Raw genomic sequence first — 14,187 nt, 5'->3', positions numbered from 1 at the left:
CTCGCGCTGGCTTATGCGTATTCAAGACATGACTATTTGGGAGTGACTGCAGGACATGTCCCGCAATTCTTATTATCAGCAGAGTTCTGACATCCAGGCCGCAGGCGGCCTGGTCCCGATGGTTATCGAGCAGTCCGCCCGTGGCGAGCGCGCCTATGACATCTACTCGCGCCTCCTCAAGGAACGAGTGATCTTCCTGATTGGCCCGGTAGAAGACTACATGGCCAACCTGGTCGCGGCGCAACTGCTGTTCCTTGAAGCGGAAAATCCGGACAAGGACATCCATCTTTACATTAACTCGCCAGGTGGTTCGGTCACTGCGGGGATGTCGATCTATGACACCATGCAGTTCATCAAGCCTGACGTCTCCACTACCTGCATCGGCCAAGCCTGCAGCATGGGTGCTTTTCTGCTCGCCGGTGGCGCAGCGGGCAAGCGTTTCTGCCTGCCGAACTCGCGGATGATGATTCACCAGCCGCTAGGTGGTTTCCAGGGGCAAGCGACCGATATCCTCATTCATGCTGAGGAAATCAAGAATATTCGCCTGCGCCTCAATACGTTGTTGGCCCATCACACTGGTCAAAGCCTCGAAACCATTGAGCGCGACACCGAACGTGATAACTTCATGAGTGCCGAGCGCGCAGCCGAATACGGGCTGATCGACTCGGTCATGCAGAAGCGTCACATGCCTGCCTAAGCAGCCCAAATGTAGGTGGTTGGTTTAACTGACCACCTGCGGACTTGAAAAAGCCCGCAATAGCCTTCATCTTGTGTTGCAAGCCTATCGGATTTGGATCGATCGAATGACTGACACCCGCAACGGCGAGGACAACGGCAAATTGCTCTATTGCTCCTTCTGTGGCAAAAGCCAGCATGAAGTGCGCAAATTGATTGCCGGCCCCTCGGTCTTTATCTGCGACGAGTGCGTCGACCTGTGCAATGACATCATCCGTGAGGAGGTGCAGGAAGCCCAGGCCGAAAGCAGCGCGCATAAATTGCCTTCGCCTAAAGAAATCAGCGGCATCCTTGATCAGTATGTGATTGGTCAAGAGCGTGCAAAAAAGGTTTTGGCCGTAGCGGTGTACAACCACTACAAGCGGCTGAACCAGCGTGACAAAAAGAATGACGATGTCGAGCTCGGCAAAAGCAACATCTTGCTGATTGGTCCTACAGGTTCGGGTAAAACCCTACTTGCAGAAACCTTGGCTCGCCTGCTGAACGTTCCCTTCACCATTGCCGATGCAACCACCCTCACCGAGGCTGGTTACGTAGGTGAGGATGTCGAGAACATTATTCAGAAGCTGCTGCAGAAATGCGATTACGACGTGGAAAAAGCCCAGATGGGCATTGTCTACATCGATGAAATCGACAAGATTTCGCGCAAATCCGACAACCCTTCGATTACCCGGGACGTTTCCGGTGAAGGCGTGCAGCAAGCACTGTTGAAACTGATTGAAGGCACGGTTGCTTCCGTACCGCCACAAGGCGGCCGCAAGCATCCCCAGCAGGAATTCCTTCAGGTTGACACGCGCAATATCCTGTTCATCTGCGGCGGTGCGTTCTCCGGTCTGGAAAAGGTTATTCAAAGCCGTTCCACCCGTGGTGGCATTGGCTTCGGTGCAGAAGTGCGCAGTAAGGAAGAGGGCAAGAAAGTCGGTGAGTCCCTGCGTGAAGTCGAGCCTGACGATCTGGTCAAGTTCGGTCTGATCCCGGAATTCGTCGGTCGCCTGCCTGTCCTGGCGACCCTGGACGAGCTTGATGAGGCTGCATTGATGCAGATCCTCACCGAGCCGAAAAACGCCCTGACCAAGCAGTACGCCAAGCTGTTCGAGATGGAAGGCGTGGACCTTGAGTTCCGTGCTGACGCGCTCAAATCGGTGGCCAAGCGGGCACTGGAGCGCAAGACCGGCGCTCGTGGTTTGCGTTCGATCCTCGAAGGTGTATTGCTCGACACGATGTACGAAATCCCCTCGCAGTCTGAGGTGAGTAAAGTCGTGATCGACGAAAGCGTTATAGAAGGCAAGTCCAAGCCACTGTATATCTATGAAAACAGTGAGCCGGCTGCCAAGGCTGCACCTGACGCGTAAGTGTCGTCCTGCTGCAATAGAACCAGCTGTACAAAATAAGGGGGCCTTTGGGCCCCTTTGTTTTTACTGCGTTTAACTGCTGCCATTGAGCTTGTTTTTTTTGCAGGCAGCCCCCATCTTGGTTTCAGGCTACTTCCATCTGTTTACGGCCCCTTGGGTCGCCGTAGAGGCGAAATCATGAAGACAACCATCGAATTGCCTCTCCTGCCATTGCGTGATGTCGTTGTGTATCCGCACATGGTTATCCCGCTGTTCGTGGGGCGCGAGAAGTCTATCGAAGCCCTCGAGGCCGCGATGACGGGCGACAAGCAGATTCTGCTGCTGGCCCAGAGAAATCCTGCCGACGACGATCCGGGCGAAGATGCCCTATATCGCGTTGGTACCATTGCCACTGTTCTGCAACTGCTCAAGCTGCCTGACGGCACTGTAAAGGTGCTGGTCGAAGGTGAGCAGCGTGGCGCGGTCGAGCGCTTCATGGAGGTGGACGGCCATCTGCGCGCTGAAGTGGCGCTGATTGATGAAGTCGATGCCCCCGAGCGTGAATCCGAAGTGTTCGTTCGCAGCTTGCTTTCCCAATTTGAACAATATGTACAGCTGGGCAAGAAAGTTCCAGCTGAAGTCCTGTCTTCCCTCAACAGTATTGATGAGCCAAGCCGCCTGGTGGACACCATGGCCGCGCACATGGCGCTGAAGATTGACCAGAAGCAGGACATCCTCGAAATTATCGATTTGTCTGCCAGGGTCGAGCATGTCCTGGCATTGCTGGATGCCGAAATCGACTTGTTGCAGGTTGAAAAGCGCATCCGTGGTCGAGTCAAGAAGCAAATGGAGCGCAGCCAGCGCGAGTACTACCTGAATGAGCAGATGAAGGCCATTCAGAAAGAACTGGGTGACGGCGAAGAAGGCCACAACGAAATCGAAGAGCTGAAAAAGCGCATCGATGCTGCTGGCCTACCGAAAGATGCCTTGACCAAGGCGACCGCCGAGCTGAATAAGCTCAAGCAGATGTCGCCGATGTCCGCTGAAGCCACCGTGGTACGTTCCTACATCGACTGGCTGGTCCAGGTGCCGTGGAAGGCCCAGACCAAAGTGCGTCTGGACCTGACTCGCGCCGAAGATATTCTCGACGCCGATCACTATGGCCTGGAAGAGGTCAAGGAACGCATCCTCGAATACCTCGCCGTGCAGAAGCGGGTGAAGAAAATTCGCGGGCCGGTGTTGTGTCTGGTCGGTCCTCCTGGTGTGGGTAAAACCTCCCTGGCTGAGTCCATTGCCCACGCAACAAACCGTAAGTTTGTACGCATGGCCCTCGGCGGCGTGCGCGATGAAGCGGAAATTCGTGGTCATCGCCGTACTTACATCGGTTCGATGCCAGGAAGATTGATTCAAAAGATGACAAAAGTGGGTGTGCGCAACCCGCTGTTTCTGCTCGATGAAATCGACAAAATGGGCAGCGACATGCGTGGCGACCCGGCATCTGCCTTGCTGGAAGTGCTCGACCCTGAGCAGAACCACAATTTCAACGACCATTACCTGGAAGTCGACTATGACCTCTCCGATGTGATGTTCCTGTGCACCTCCAACTCCATGAATATCCCGCCAGCCTTGCTGGACCGGATGGAGGTGATTCGTCTGCCGGGCTACACCGAAGACGAGAAGATCAACATTGCCGTCAAATACCTTTCGCCCAAGCAGATTTCAGCCAACGGCCTGAAAAAAGGCGAGATCGAATTTGATGCCGAGGCAATCCGCGACATCATTCGCTACTACACCCGCGAGGCCGGTGTACGGGGTCTTGAGCGTCAATTGGCGAAGATCTGCCGCAAGACGGTCAAGGAGCATTCCCTTGAAAAACGCTTCTCGGTGAAGGTTACGGCTGACTTGCTGGAGCATTTCCTGGGCGTGCGTAAATTCCGTTATGGCCTGGCTGAGCAGCAGGATCAGATCGGCCAGGTTACGGGCCTTGCCTGGACTCAGGTGGGTGGCGAGTTGCTGACCATCGAAGCCGCTGTGGTACCAGGCAAGGGGCAATTGATCAAGACCGGTTCCCTTGGCGATGTGATGGTCGAGTCCATCACCGCTGCACTGACCGTGGTGCGCAGTCGTGCCAAGAGTCTGGGCATCCCCCTGGACTTCCATGAGAAGCGCGACACTCACATCCATATGCCAGAAGGGGCAACCCCCAAGGACGGCCCTAGCGCAGGCGTAGGCATGTGCACGGCCCTTGTTTCGGCATTGACCGGCATTCCAGTGCGCGCCGACGTGGCCATGACCGGGGAAATTACCCTTCGTGGCCAGGTGCTGGCCATTGGTGGTCTCAAGGAGAAATTGCTGGCTGCGCACCGTGGCGGGATCAAGACAGTGATTATTCCGGAAGAGAATGTTCGCGACTTGAAGGAAATTCCTGACAATATCAAGCAGGATCTTCAGATTAAACCGGTTAAATGGATTGACGAGGTCCTGCAAATTGCGCTGCAATACGCGCCGGAGCCCTTGCCGGATGTGGCTCCGGAGATAGTTGCAAAGGACGAAAAGCGCGAAACTGACTCTAAGGAAAGAATTAGCACGCATTAATACGTTTAAGCTTGGGGGCTTCCTTGACAGTTTTTTAGAGCCCTTGTTATAAAGCGGCTCTTAAGTGTCTGTAGGCCATTCAGCACTGGTTTTTGCTTTCACCAAAAAACTTAGAATCATACTCAATAGATATAAGGGGACTTAGAGTGAACAAGTCGGAACTGATTGATGCTATCGCCGCATCTGCTGATATCCCGAAAGCCGCTGCTGGCCGGGCGCTGGACGCAGTAATCGAATCCGTCACTGGCGCTCTCAAGGCCGGCGACTCTGTGGTACTGGTTGGTTTCGGTACTTTCTCTGTGACCGATCGTCCAGCTCGCACTGGCCGTAACCCACAGACTGGCGAAGCCCTGAAAATCGCGGCAGCCAAAAAACCAGGTTTCAAAGCCGGTAAAGCCCTGAAAGAAGCCGTTAACTAAGCTTCGTTCAAGCTTTTGCCTATCCGGGTCACACGCAAGTCTGACTTGGCAGCGGAGCGGCACCAGACCCAGCTTATGTTGGGTCGCCACGCCGGGGGTGTGGGTTCTAACCCCCGATCGCTCCGCCAGTTACGAGAAGGCGCATCCTCGGATGCGCCTTTCTTCTATCCGGACTCTACCCACGCTCCACGGTTGCCTAATTTTGAAGTTCAACCGTTTCTGGGGGACGCATGCTGCAAAATATCAGGGACAATTCACAAGGCTGGATTGCCAAGACCATTATCGGGATCATCGTTGTATTGATGGCTTTCACCGGTATCGAGGCCATTTTTCAGGCCACGACCAACAGCCAGGATGCGGCCAAGGTCAATGGTGAAGAAATCAGTCAAAACGAGCTGAGCCAGGCCGTCGACACGCAACGTCGGCAGCTGATGCAACAGTTGGGCAAGGACTTTGACGCGTCCTTGCTGGATGAAAAAATGCTGCGCGACGCTGCCCTCAAAGGCCTGATCGATCGCAAGCTGCTGCTGCAAGGCGCGGCTGACTCGAAATTCGCTTTCTCGGAAGCTGCGCTGGATCAAGTGATCCTGCAGACGCCGGAATTCCAGGTCGATGGCAAGTTCAACGCTGAGCGTTTCGACCAGGTGATCCGTCAGCTGGGCTACAGCCGTATGCAATTCCGTCAGATGCTGACCCAGGAAATGCTTATCGGCCAAGTGCGTGCAGGTATTGCCGGCAGCGGTTTTGTAACCGATGCGCAGGTTTTGGCATTTGCTCGTCTGGAAAAACAGACCCGCGATTTCGCCACTGTAAGCGTCAAGGCCAACCCGGCTGCGGTGAAACTCACCGATGACGAGGTCAAGGCTTACTACGACCAGCACGCCAAAGAGTTCATGACACCGGATCAGGTGGTCATCGATTACCTGGAGTTGAAGAAGTCTTCCTTCTTTGACCAAGTCACCGTCAAGGACGATGAGCTGCAGGCGCAGTATCAGAAAGAAACCGCCAACCTCGCTGAACAGCGTCGCGCCGCGCATATTCTGATTGAAGTCAGCGACAAGGTGAACGAGGCGCAAGCCAAGGCCAAGATCGAAGAAGTGCAGGCCCGCCTGGCCAAGGGCGAAAGCTTTGAAGCCCTGGCCAAGGAGTTTTCGCAGGACCCAGGTTCGGCCAGCAATGGCGGTGACTTGGGTTACGCGGGTCCGGGTGTCTACGACCCAGACTTCGAAACAGCCCTGTATGCCTTGAACAAGGATCAGGTCTCGGAGCCGGTACGTACCACCTTCGGCTGGCACTTGATCAAGCTGTTGGGTGTTGAAGCACCGCAAGTGCCATCGTTTGCCAGCCTGAAAGACAAGCTGACCCGCGAAATCAAGACTCAACAGGTTGAGCAGCGTTTCGTCGAAGCGACCAAGCAATTGGAAGACGCCGCGTTTGAGGCCTCCGATCTGGCTCAGCCGGCTTCGGACCTGAAACTGACCGTGCACACCTCAGCGCCATTTGGCCGTGAAGGTGGCGAAGGTGTTGCAGCAAACCGCGCAGTGGTAACCGCTGCTTTCAGCCCGGAAGTATTGGATGAAGGTGCCAGCAGCACTGCCATCGAGCTGGACCCGGAAACCATCGTGGTGCTGCGTGCCAAAGAGCATCGCAAGCCAGAACAGTTGCCGCTGGAAAGCGTTGCCACTGCCATCCGTGCACAGTTGACCAAGGAGCGCGCAAGCGCTGCGGCGAAGACTCATGCCGATGAGCTGATTGCCAACCTGCGCGATGGCAAGTTGCCGCTGAATCAGGCGGTCGATGGTCAGGCATGGAAAGTTACCGAAGCGGCCACCCGTGGTCAGGAAGGGATCGATCCAGCCGTGCTGCAGGCCTTGTTCCGCATGGCCAAGCCAGCCGCCAAGGACAAGCCGACGTTCAGCGACGTGACGCTGTCTGATGGTAGCTTGGTGATTGTGCGTCTCAACGCCGTCAACGAAGCAGTTGCCCCGACGGACGAAGAGAAGGAGCAATATCGTCGCTTCCTCGCGTCCCGTGTTGGCCAGCAGGACTTCGCTGCCTATCGCAAGCAGTTGGAAGCCCAGGCTGACATCAAGAAGTTCTGATGTCGTTATCAGCCTGAATAAAAAGACCCCGGCCTCAAAACCGGGGTCTTTTTTTATGGACCGTCAGTCGTTTCCATTCAGGCGCTTGCCCGAGAATTTGAGCTTGCCCCAGGTCAGCCCAATCACCGCTGCCAGGGACGAAGCTGTCAGCACGCTCAGCTTGGCAGCCGACAGTAGCGTCGGATCAGAGAAGGCCAGCGAGGATATGAAAATGGACATGGTAAAACCAATCCCTGCCAGCAGGCCCACCAGGCCGACACCGTTCCAGGTCACGCCCTCAGGCAGTTTGCAGATGTTCAGTTTGACTAGCACCACGCTCGCCAGTATTACCCCCAGCGGCTTGCCGAGTACCAGAGCCAGGATGACGCCCATGAAAACACCATGGGGTAGCGGATCGTCCAGGTTGAACCCTTGCAGACTCACCCCAGCGTTGGCCAGGGCAAATAGCGGCATGACCCCGAAGGCCACCCATGGGTGTAAACCCGCCTGAATGCGCTGCACCGGCGGTAACATCTCGCGCTGGGCCTGTCTCAACTGCTTCAACGGTTTGGCGACCTGATGCGCACTTTCAGCTGATTGCGAAAGTCGCTCAATCAGTTCATGAAACGTGCGCCCGATGGTGTCCAGAGGCCGTTCCGATGTAGGTCTGGAGCTGACGGGTGTGATCAGGCCAAGCATGACGCCCGCGAGCGTCGGGTGCACACCGGTCTTGAGCAGGCCAAACCAGACAATTGCGCCCGGCAGAACGTACACAACGGCTTTGCCAATGCCCATCCGCTGAAAAATCAGCACCAGCGCCAACCCGCAGGCCGCGATCACCAACCCCATGTAGTCCAGGCTGGCGGTGTAGAAGATGGCAATGATCAAGATAGCGACGATGTCATCAATGATTGCCAAGGCCAGCAACAGGATGCGCACGCCACCGGGAATTGACTTGCCCAACAGCGCAAGCACGCCCACTGCGAACGCGATATCAGTGGCGGTGGGCACGGCCCAACCGCTGGCGGCCTCGGTACCGTGATTGAGCAGGGCATAAATGATCGCCGGCATCAGCACTCCACCCAGTGCAGCCCCTAGCGGCAAGGTAGCCAGTTTCAGGTTGGCGAGTGCACCGTCCTTGATCTCCTGGCGAATCTCGGCACCCACCACCAGGAAGAAGATGGTCATCAGCCCGTCGTTCACCAGGAAGTGCAATGAGCGCGAGACCGTGAAGTCCCCCAATCCAATAGTGAGTGGGGTATTCCAGAAATGCTCGTAGGAATCGGCGGCAGGGCTATTGGCCCAGATCAGCGCCACAATTGCTGCCAGCAGCAGTACGATACCGCTGACCGCTTCGATGCGTGAAAACCGCTCCAGCACAGACAGGGCGCCCTCAGTTAAAACCTGTGGGCGGGGAATAGTAGGGCGTTTATCAGGCACGACAAGTCTCCATTGGCGGCCCGACCAATGCTTATCCTTTAACCTACCCTGTGCTGTATGCAACAGCGCACCCAGTACGATCATAAGAGTTAACCGACACTGAGTCACGTTGCTGGTTAAACATCGGTTAAACGAAGCGTCGCCGTCAGGGCCATCAAGTCGCAATGCCTCGGCGAAGTTGCGGGTGTTTATCGACCCTATGGGCGAGCGGCTTTTTCCTGCAGACACCGTCCCGTAAGACTGTGACGTTTTACTGACAGGAATCCGCGCGCCGACGCCACGATCTGTTGCACAATACCGCCCTGACTGTTTTCCTCAGGATTTTCAATGTCTATATCATTTCACTTGCGTGCCCTCGGCGTGGCGCTGGTGCTGGCGGGCGCCGCGGGCTGCTCGTCGCCCAAGACCGCTATTTATGAACATGAGAATTTCGACGACTCCGGTACGTTTTCACGTGATTATCCGGTCAGTGATATCGCGGCTTGCGAAGCGGCCAGGCGTGCCTTGCTAAGCCAGGGCTATATCATCACCAGCAGCGATCCGAAGCTGGTGGTTGGTAACAAGAGTTTCCAGCAGACCGGTGAAACCCACCTGCAGATTAGTTTCAACGTGGTGTGCGCCGACGATGGCAGTGCGAATCATCACTCGACGATGTTTGCCAACGCCCTGCAGGATCGCTATGCACTGAAGAAGGTCAACAACTCCGCAAGCCTGGGTGTGGGTGTGTTGGGGTCGGTGTCGATGCCGATTGGCTCCACCGATGACTCGATGGTCAAGGTGGCCAGTGAGACAGTGTCTGCGCCCAAGTTTTATGACCGTTATTTCGCGCTGGTGGATGTTTTTCTGCCACAGGAAGTGAAAAAGGCCGCGCATATTCCTGAAAAGCCCAAGGCCGAGCTGGGCGTGCCGGAGCCCACGGCGGCACCGGCTGAGCCGGCCCCAGCGGCGGATAATCCCCCGGTGCCCGCGCCCTTGGCGCCGGTAATGTCGCCCGCCCCTGCGGCAGAGCCCGAGGCATCGCAACCGTTGGCACCGCCACCGGAAGCTGCGCCGATTGCACCAGAGCAAGCCTCTGAGCCAGCGGCACCGGTTGAAACCGCGCCAACGTTGCCTGCGCCGACAGAGTCTATTGAGCCCCTGCCGACACCTGCACAGTAGGCTGAGCTAGACCGCGACGGGATTCGATTTGTCGACATCGATCCCGTAGCGGCTTATGGCCTCGCTGACGCGGCTGCGGCTGATCAGACCGTCGTCGGCCAAGGCCTTCAGCGCGGCCAGCGCGATGAAATGTCGATCTACCTCGAAGAACTCCCGAAGGGATTCCCGTGTATCCGATTGCCCGAAACCGTCGGTGCCTAGTGCCACGAAGCGGCGTCCAGCAACGAACGGGCGGATCTGGTCGGCGAAGATCTTCATGTAGTCGGTGGCGACCACCACCGGTCCGACTTGACTGGCCAGGCTCTGTTCCACATAGCTCAAGCGCGGCTCGCTCTGCGGGTGCAGTAGGTTCCAGCGTTCCACCTCATGGCCTTCGCGTCGCAGTTCGGTAAGGCTGGTGACACTCCACACATTGCTGACTACACCGAAGTCCATGCGCAACAAGTCTGCGGCGGCGATCACTTCCCGCAGGATCGAACCACTGCCCATCAGTTGCACTTGGGGTTGTTGGGTTTCTTCGCCGGCTTGTAGCCGGTACATGCCCTTGAGAATCCCATCCTCGACGCCCTCGGGCATCGCCGGATGCGGGTAGTTTTCGTTGAGCAGGGTGATGTAGTAGTAAATGTCCTCTTGTTCGACGTACATGCGGCGCATTCCTTCGCGAATGATCACCGCTAATTCGAACGCGAAGGTCGGGTCGTAGGAAATACAACAAGGGATCACCGAAGACAGCACGTGACTGTGGCCATCGTCATGCTGCAAGCCTTCGCCCATCAATGTCGTTCGCCCGGCAGTGGCTCCCAGCAGGAAGCCACGGGCCCTGGCATCACCGGCGGCCCATGCCAGGTCGCCGACACGCTGGAAGCCGAACATCGAATAGAAAATGTAGAACGGTACGGTCATCAAACCGTGATTGCTGTAGGACGTACTCGCCGCGATCCACGAGGAAATGGCACCGGATTCATTCAGGCCTTCCTGCATGATCTGCCCGTCCTTGCTTTCCTTGTAGTAGCTGAGCTGGCCTGCGTCCTGCGGGGTGTATAGCTGCCCGACGGCGGAATGAATACCGATCTGACGGAACAGGCTTTCCATGCCGAAGGTACGGGACTCGTCCGGGACGATGGGCACGATCAGCTTGCCGAGGTCGGGGTCCTTGAGCAGGGTGCCGAGGATGCGTACAAAGGCCATGGTCGTGGAAATCGAGCGCTCGCCGGTGTCATTGAGCTGGTTTGCGAACGCCTCAAGCTCCGGAATTTTCAACGATTCGACGTTGTTGGTGCGCGCCGGAATATAGCCCCCCAAGGCCTGGCGCCGGGCGGCGAAGTAACGGGCTTCGTCGCTATCGGCGGCGGGTTTGAGGTAGGGGATTTGCGCCAGTTGGTCATCGGCCACTTCCAGTCCGAAGCGATCACGAAAGGCCTTCACGGCATTGTCGCCCATTTTTTTCAGCTGATGGTTGATGTTCTGCCCTTCGCCAGCCTCGCCCATGCCGAAGCCCTTGACGGTTTTTGCCAGGATAACGGTCGGCTGGCCGCTGTGGCGTACGGCCGCGGCATAGGCGTTGTAGACCTTGTCCGGATCGTGACCGCCCCGCGAGAGTTTCCAGATATCGTCGTCGGAAAGGTCCGCAACCAGTGTCAGCAGTTGCGGGTATTTGCCGAAGAAGTGTTCCCGCACATAGGCACCGTTTTGCGACTTGTAGTTCTGATAGTCACCGTCCACGCACTCCATCATGCGCTGGCGCAGCAAGCCGCTGGTGTCCTTTTCCAGCAGCGCATCCCAGCCTCCGCCCCAGATCACCTTGATCACATTCCAGCCGGCAGCACGGTACAGGCTTTCGAACTCCTGAATTACCTTGGCGTTGCCGCGTACCGGGCCATCGAGGCGTTGCAGGTTGCAGTTGACCACGAAGATCAGATTGTCGAGTTTTTCCCGGCCCGCCAGGGATATCGCCGCCAGGGACTCCGGCTGGTCCATCTCGCCGTCACCGAGGAACGCCCAGACTTTGCGGCCCTGGTGCTGCTTGAGGTCGCGAAATTCTAGGTAGCGCATGAAGCGTGCCTGGTAGGCGGCGGTGATCGGCCCCAAGCCCATCGACACCGTAGGAAATTGCCAAAAGTCCGGCATCAGCCGTGGGTGCGGATAGGACGACAACCCTTCGCCGCCCGCTTCCCGGCGGAAGTTGTCCAGTTGCGCTTCGCTGATCCGGCCTTCGAGGTAGGCGCGCCCATAGATGCCTGGGGACGAGTGGCCCTGGATGTACACAAGGTCGCCGTCGAAACTGTCGGTGCGGCCACGGAAAAAATGATCGAAGCCGACGTCGTAGAGCACCGCTGCCGACGCATACGTGGCGATATGTCCTCCGACGCCGGAATGTTTGCCGGCACGTAGGACCATGGCCATGGCGTTCCAACGGATAAACGCATTCAGACGTTGCTCGACGGCCAGGTCACCGGGGTAGGGCAGTTGGCGATCCACCGGGATGGTGTTGACGTAGGGTGTAGTGACGCGCCCGTAGAAGTCGCCATGCCGAGCCACGTCGAAATCCAGCAACTGATCAATCAGGTAATGGGCTCGCGGGCGGCCTTCGGCTGACAGCACCGATTCGATGGACTCCAGCCATTCGCGGGTTTCCTGTGGATCGTCGTCGAGTCTTGCTGCGGTGTTCTGGGTCATGTCGGGCTCCAGGGTGAATGGATTTGCGCGTGCGGGTCCTTGTGGGATGACAGCGTGGCACGCTGCAAATGTAGTTGCAATTGCAACTACATGGCTGAATCTAGCGCGGGATGAGCTACTATTGCAACCTTCTTGAATTCCCCGGATGGTGTTGCATGTCGTCGAAAGAGCCTGATGTCTGGTTCCGGTTTGTCAGGGCCCACAGGACGGTCATCCGTGAAATTGAACGGCGCCTGGCCAATGCAGGGCTGCCGCCTTACGCCTGGTATGACGCGCTATGGGGCCTGGAAAGCGGTCCTGATGGCACCCGGCGCATGCATGAGTTGGCGGATGTGCTGGCTATCGAACGCTACAACCTGACGCGACTGGTGGACCGTCTGGAAAAAGATGGCCTGGTGGTGCGTTCGCGCTCTGACGGCGATGGGCGGGCGGCGTTTGTCTCAATCACTGAAGAAGGCCGGGTGTTGCGCAAAAAGATGTGGAGCATCTACGAAAGTACAGTGGATGAGCTGTTTTTGTCCCAGCTTGACGCTGAGCAGCGCCAGGGGTTTGCCGATGCGCTGGAGCGCACGGCGGGCCTGGCGATGAGCGTGTGTGTACAGTCCCGTGGGCGGCGCAAGAGCTGATTCATTTCAGTCGATACCGGCGCAGGGCTGTTTCAACCTGCGCGGCATCGATATACCCATCATCTGCCAGCGCCTTCAAGGCCAACGCAGTGATCCAGTAGCGGCTGGGTGTCGAGGCTCCCACCGAGCCCGCTCCCAACGCTACAAACCGTGCATCCACGTACCCCGCCAACGGATCGACAATCGATTGCGGGTACCCGGTGACGGCAATCACCGGCGCATCATTCCCCACCAGACAGTCCTGCACATGGCAACTGCGCCTTGAGGTGCTCGGATGCAGGCGATTCCAGCGTTCAGCAGCCCGTGCTTCACGGGCCAGCCGGGTGTAGCTGGGACAACTCCAGAGTTGCACGGCGATGCTCCATTCTTCTTCCAGTAACGTTGCGGCGCCCAGCACCTCCTCAAACGCCCGGCCTGCGCCGAGCAGGCGTACGCTCAGATCCCCGATTTGTTCTCGCTTGACCCGATACATGCCCTTGAGCGCATCTTCACAATTCTGTGGACTCAATCCCGGACCTTCGTCCTGGTCGTGCAGCGCCAGGTAATAAAAGCCCGGCTTGCCGTCGACATACAGCGTCCGCAAGCCCGCCAGGATAATCGCCCGGGTTTCCTCTCCTGACGCCGGGTCATAAGGCGTGCATTGAGGGTTGCTCGCCAACCACATCGGTAGGGAAGGCTGCGTGCCTTTGGGCCAGATAGAGGGATGGGTTTCGATGTCGTTGCACAAGATGCCGCGTTGGGCGGTCTCGGCGGACAGCGCCAGCAGTTGGGCCGATGACGCCGCGCTGTGCAGGTACAACATTGGTTTTTCACCGGTGTTACGGGCGAACCAGCTGGGCCAGGCGCCGTTACGTCGGCATCGAGATTGGCCGCGAATGACCCACGCTTGTCGGCGGGTCGCTGGGTTGAACTCCAGGGTGTTGGCCATTGCCATGACGGTATACAGCGGCGAACTGCGGGGCTGATCCGAAGCGCTCAAAGTATCGATGCAGATCTGGGCGGCTAGCGCGGTTCGGGAGATGAGGGTGGTCATGGTTGGGTCGCCTGGCAACGTAGGCCCACACCCTAATGGATTTTTATATATTATTGCAATTGCAATGATTGCAATTGCATCCGTTAAGTCATG

Annotated in this window: 10 protein-coding genes; 7 read left to right on the top strand and 3 right to left on the bottom strand. The window is 57.3% G+C overall.

Annotated elements, in window-relative coordinates:
• Nucleotides 1–55: 55 nt before the first annotated feature.
• From clpP to ACZRJ6_RS17040, 5 genes are all read left to right on the top strand, one after another.
• Nucleotides 56–697: an ATP-dependent Clp endopeptidase proteolytic subunit ClpP gene (gene clpP, locus ACZRJ6_RS17060; RefSeq protein ID WP_133100316.1), complete on the top strand. Its 642-nt coding sequence runs from the start codon at nucleotides 56–58 to the stop codon at nucleotides 695–697.
• Between the two features lie 106 nt (nucleotides 698–803).
• Nucleotides 804–2,087 (top strand): ATP-dependent Clp protease ATP-binding subunit ClpX, encoded by a 1,284-nt coding sequence (gene clpX / locus ACZRJ6_RS17055; RefSeq protein WP_133100315.1) that lies wholly within the window; start codon nucleotides 804–806, stop codon nucleotides 2,085–2,087.
• Nucleotides 2,088–2,264: 177 nt separating this feature from the next.
• Entirely contained in the window at nucleotides 2,265–4,661 is a 2,397-nt protein-coding gene (lon, locus tag ACZRJ6_RS17050) for an endopeptidase La (protein WP_463969402.1), read from the top strand.
• A 146-nt stretch (nucleotides 4,662–4,807) separates the two neighbouring features.
• Nucleotides 4,808–5,080, top strand: a complete 273-nt coding sequence (locus ACZRJ6_RS17045; protein WP_074759350.1) for an HU family DNA-binding protein — start codon at nucleotides 4,808–4,810, stop codon at nucleotides 5,078–5,080.
• A gap of 230 nt (nucleotides 5,081–5,310) precedes the next feature.
• On the top strand, nucleotides 5,311–7,182 hold the full coding sequence (locus ACZRJ6_RS17040; protein WP_463993550.1) for a SurA N-terminal domain-containing protein: 1,872 nt from the start codon (nucleotides 5,311–5,313) through the stop codon (nucleotides 7,180–7,182).
• A 63-nt stretch (nucleotides 7,183–7,245) separates the two neighbouring features.
• Here the strand turns inward: ACZRJ6_RS17040 and nhaA are convergent, their stop codons facing one another.
• A complete protein-coding gene (gene nhaA, locus ACZRJ6_RS17035; protein ID WP_463969404.1) occupies nucleotides 7,246–8,601 on the bottom strand; it encodes a Na+/H+ antiporter NhaA in 1,356 nt (451 codons plus the stop codon).
• 327 nt (nucleotides 8,602–8,928) lie between these two features.
• Here nhaA and ACZRJ6_RS17030 point away from each other — a divergent pair, with 327 nt between their 5' ends.
• Complete coding sequence (locus tag ACZRJ6_RS17030; RefSeq protein ID WP_463969405.1) at nucleotides 8,929–9,759, top strand: DUF2242 domain-containing protein; 831 nt, start codon at nucleotides 8,929–8,931, stop codon at nucleotides 9,757–9,759.
• Nucleotides 9,760–9,765: 6 nt separating this feature from the next.
• On the opposite strand, the gene aceE is transcribed toward ACZRJ6_RS17030, so the two are convergent.
• Nucleotides 9,766–12,435 carry a pyruvate dehydrogenase (acetyl-transferring), homodimeric type gene (aceE, locus tag ACZRJ6_RS17025; protein WP_463969406.1) on the bottom strand — a complete coding sequence of 890 codons (2,670 nt, stop codon included), beginning with the start codon at nucleotides 12,433–12,435 and terminating at the stop codon, nucleotides 9,766–9,768.
• A 155-nt stretch (nucleotides 12,436–12,590) separates the two neighbouring features.
• Here aceE and ACZRJ6_RS17020 point away from each other — a divergent pair, with 155 nt between their 5' ends.
• Nucleotides 12,591–13,061 (top strand): MarR family winged helix-turn-helix transcriptional regulator, encoded by a 471-nt coding sequence (locus ACZRJ6_RS17020; RefSeq protein WP_463969407.1) that lies wholly within the window; start codon nucleotides 12,591–12,593, stop codon nucleotides 13,059–13,061.
• Nucleotide 13,062: 1 nt separating this feature from the next.
• Here the strand turns inward: ACZRJ6_RS17020 and ACZRJ6_RS17015 are convergent, their stop codons facing one another.
• Nucleotides 13,063–14,094, bottom strand: a complete 1,032-nt coding sequence (locus ACZRJ6_RS17015; protein ID WP_463969408.1) for a transketolase-like TK C-terminal-containing protein — start codon at nucleotides 14,092–14,094, stop codon at nucleotides 13,063–13,065.
• Nucleotides 14,095–14,187 lie beyond the last annotated feature (93 nt).

This window comes from Pseudomonas sp. C321 (assembly GCF_055407105.1).
The sequence above is the reverse complement of the archived record's forward strand: the minus strand, read 5'-3'. Positions and strand labels throughout refer to the sequence as shown.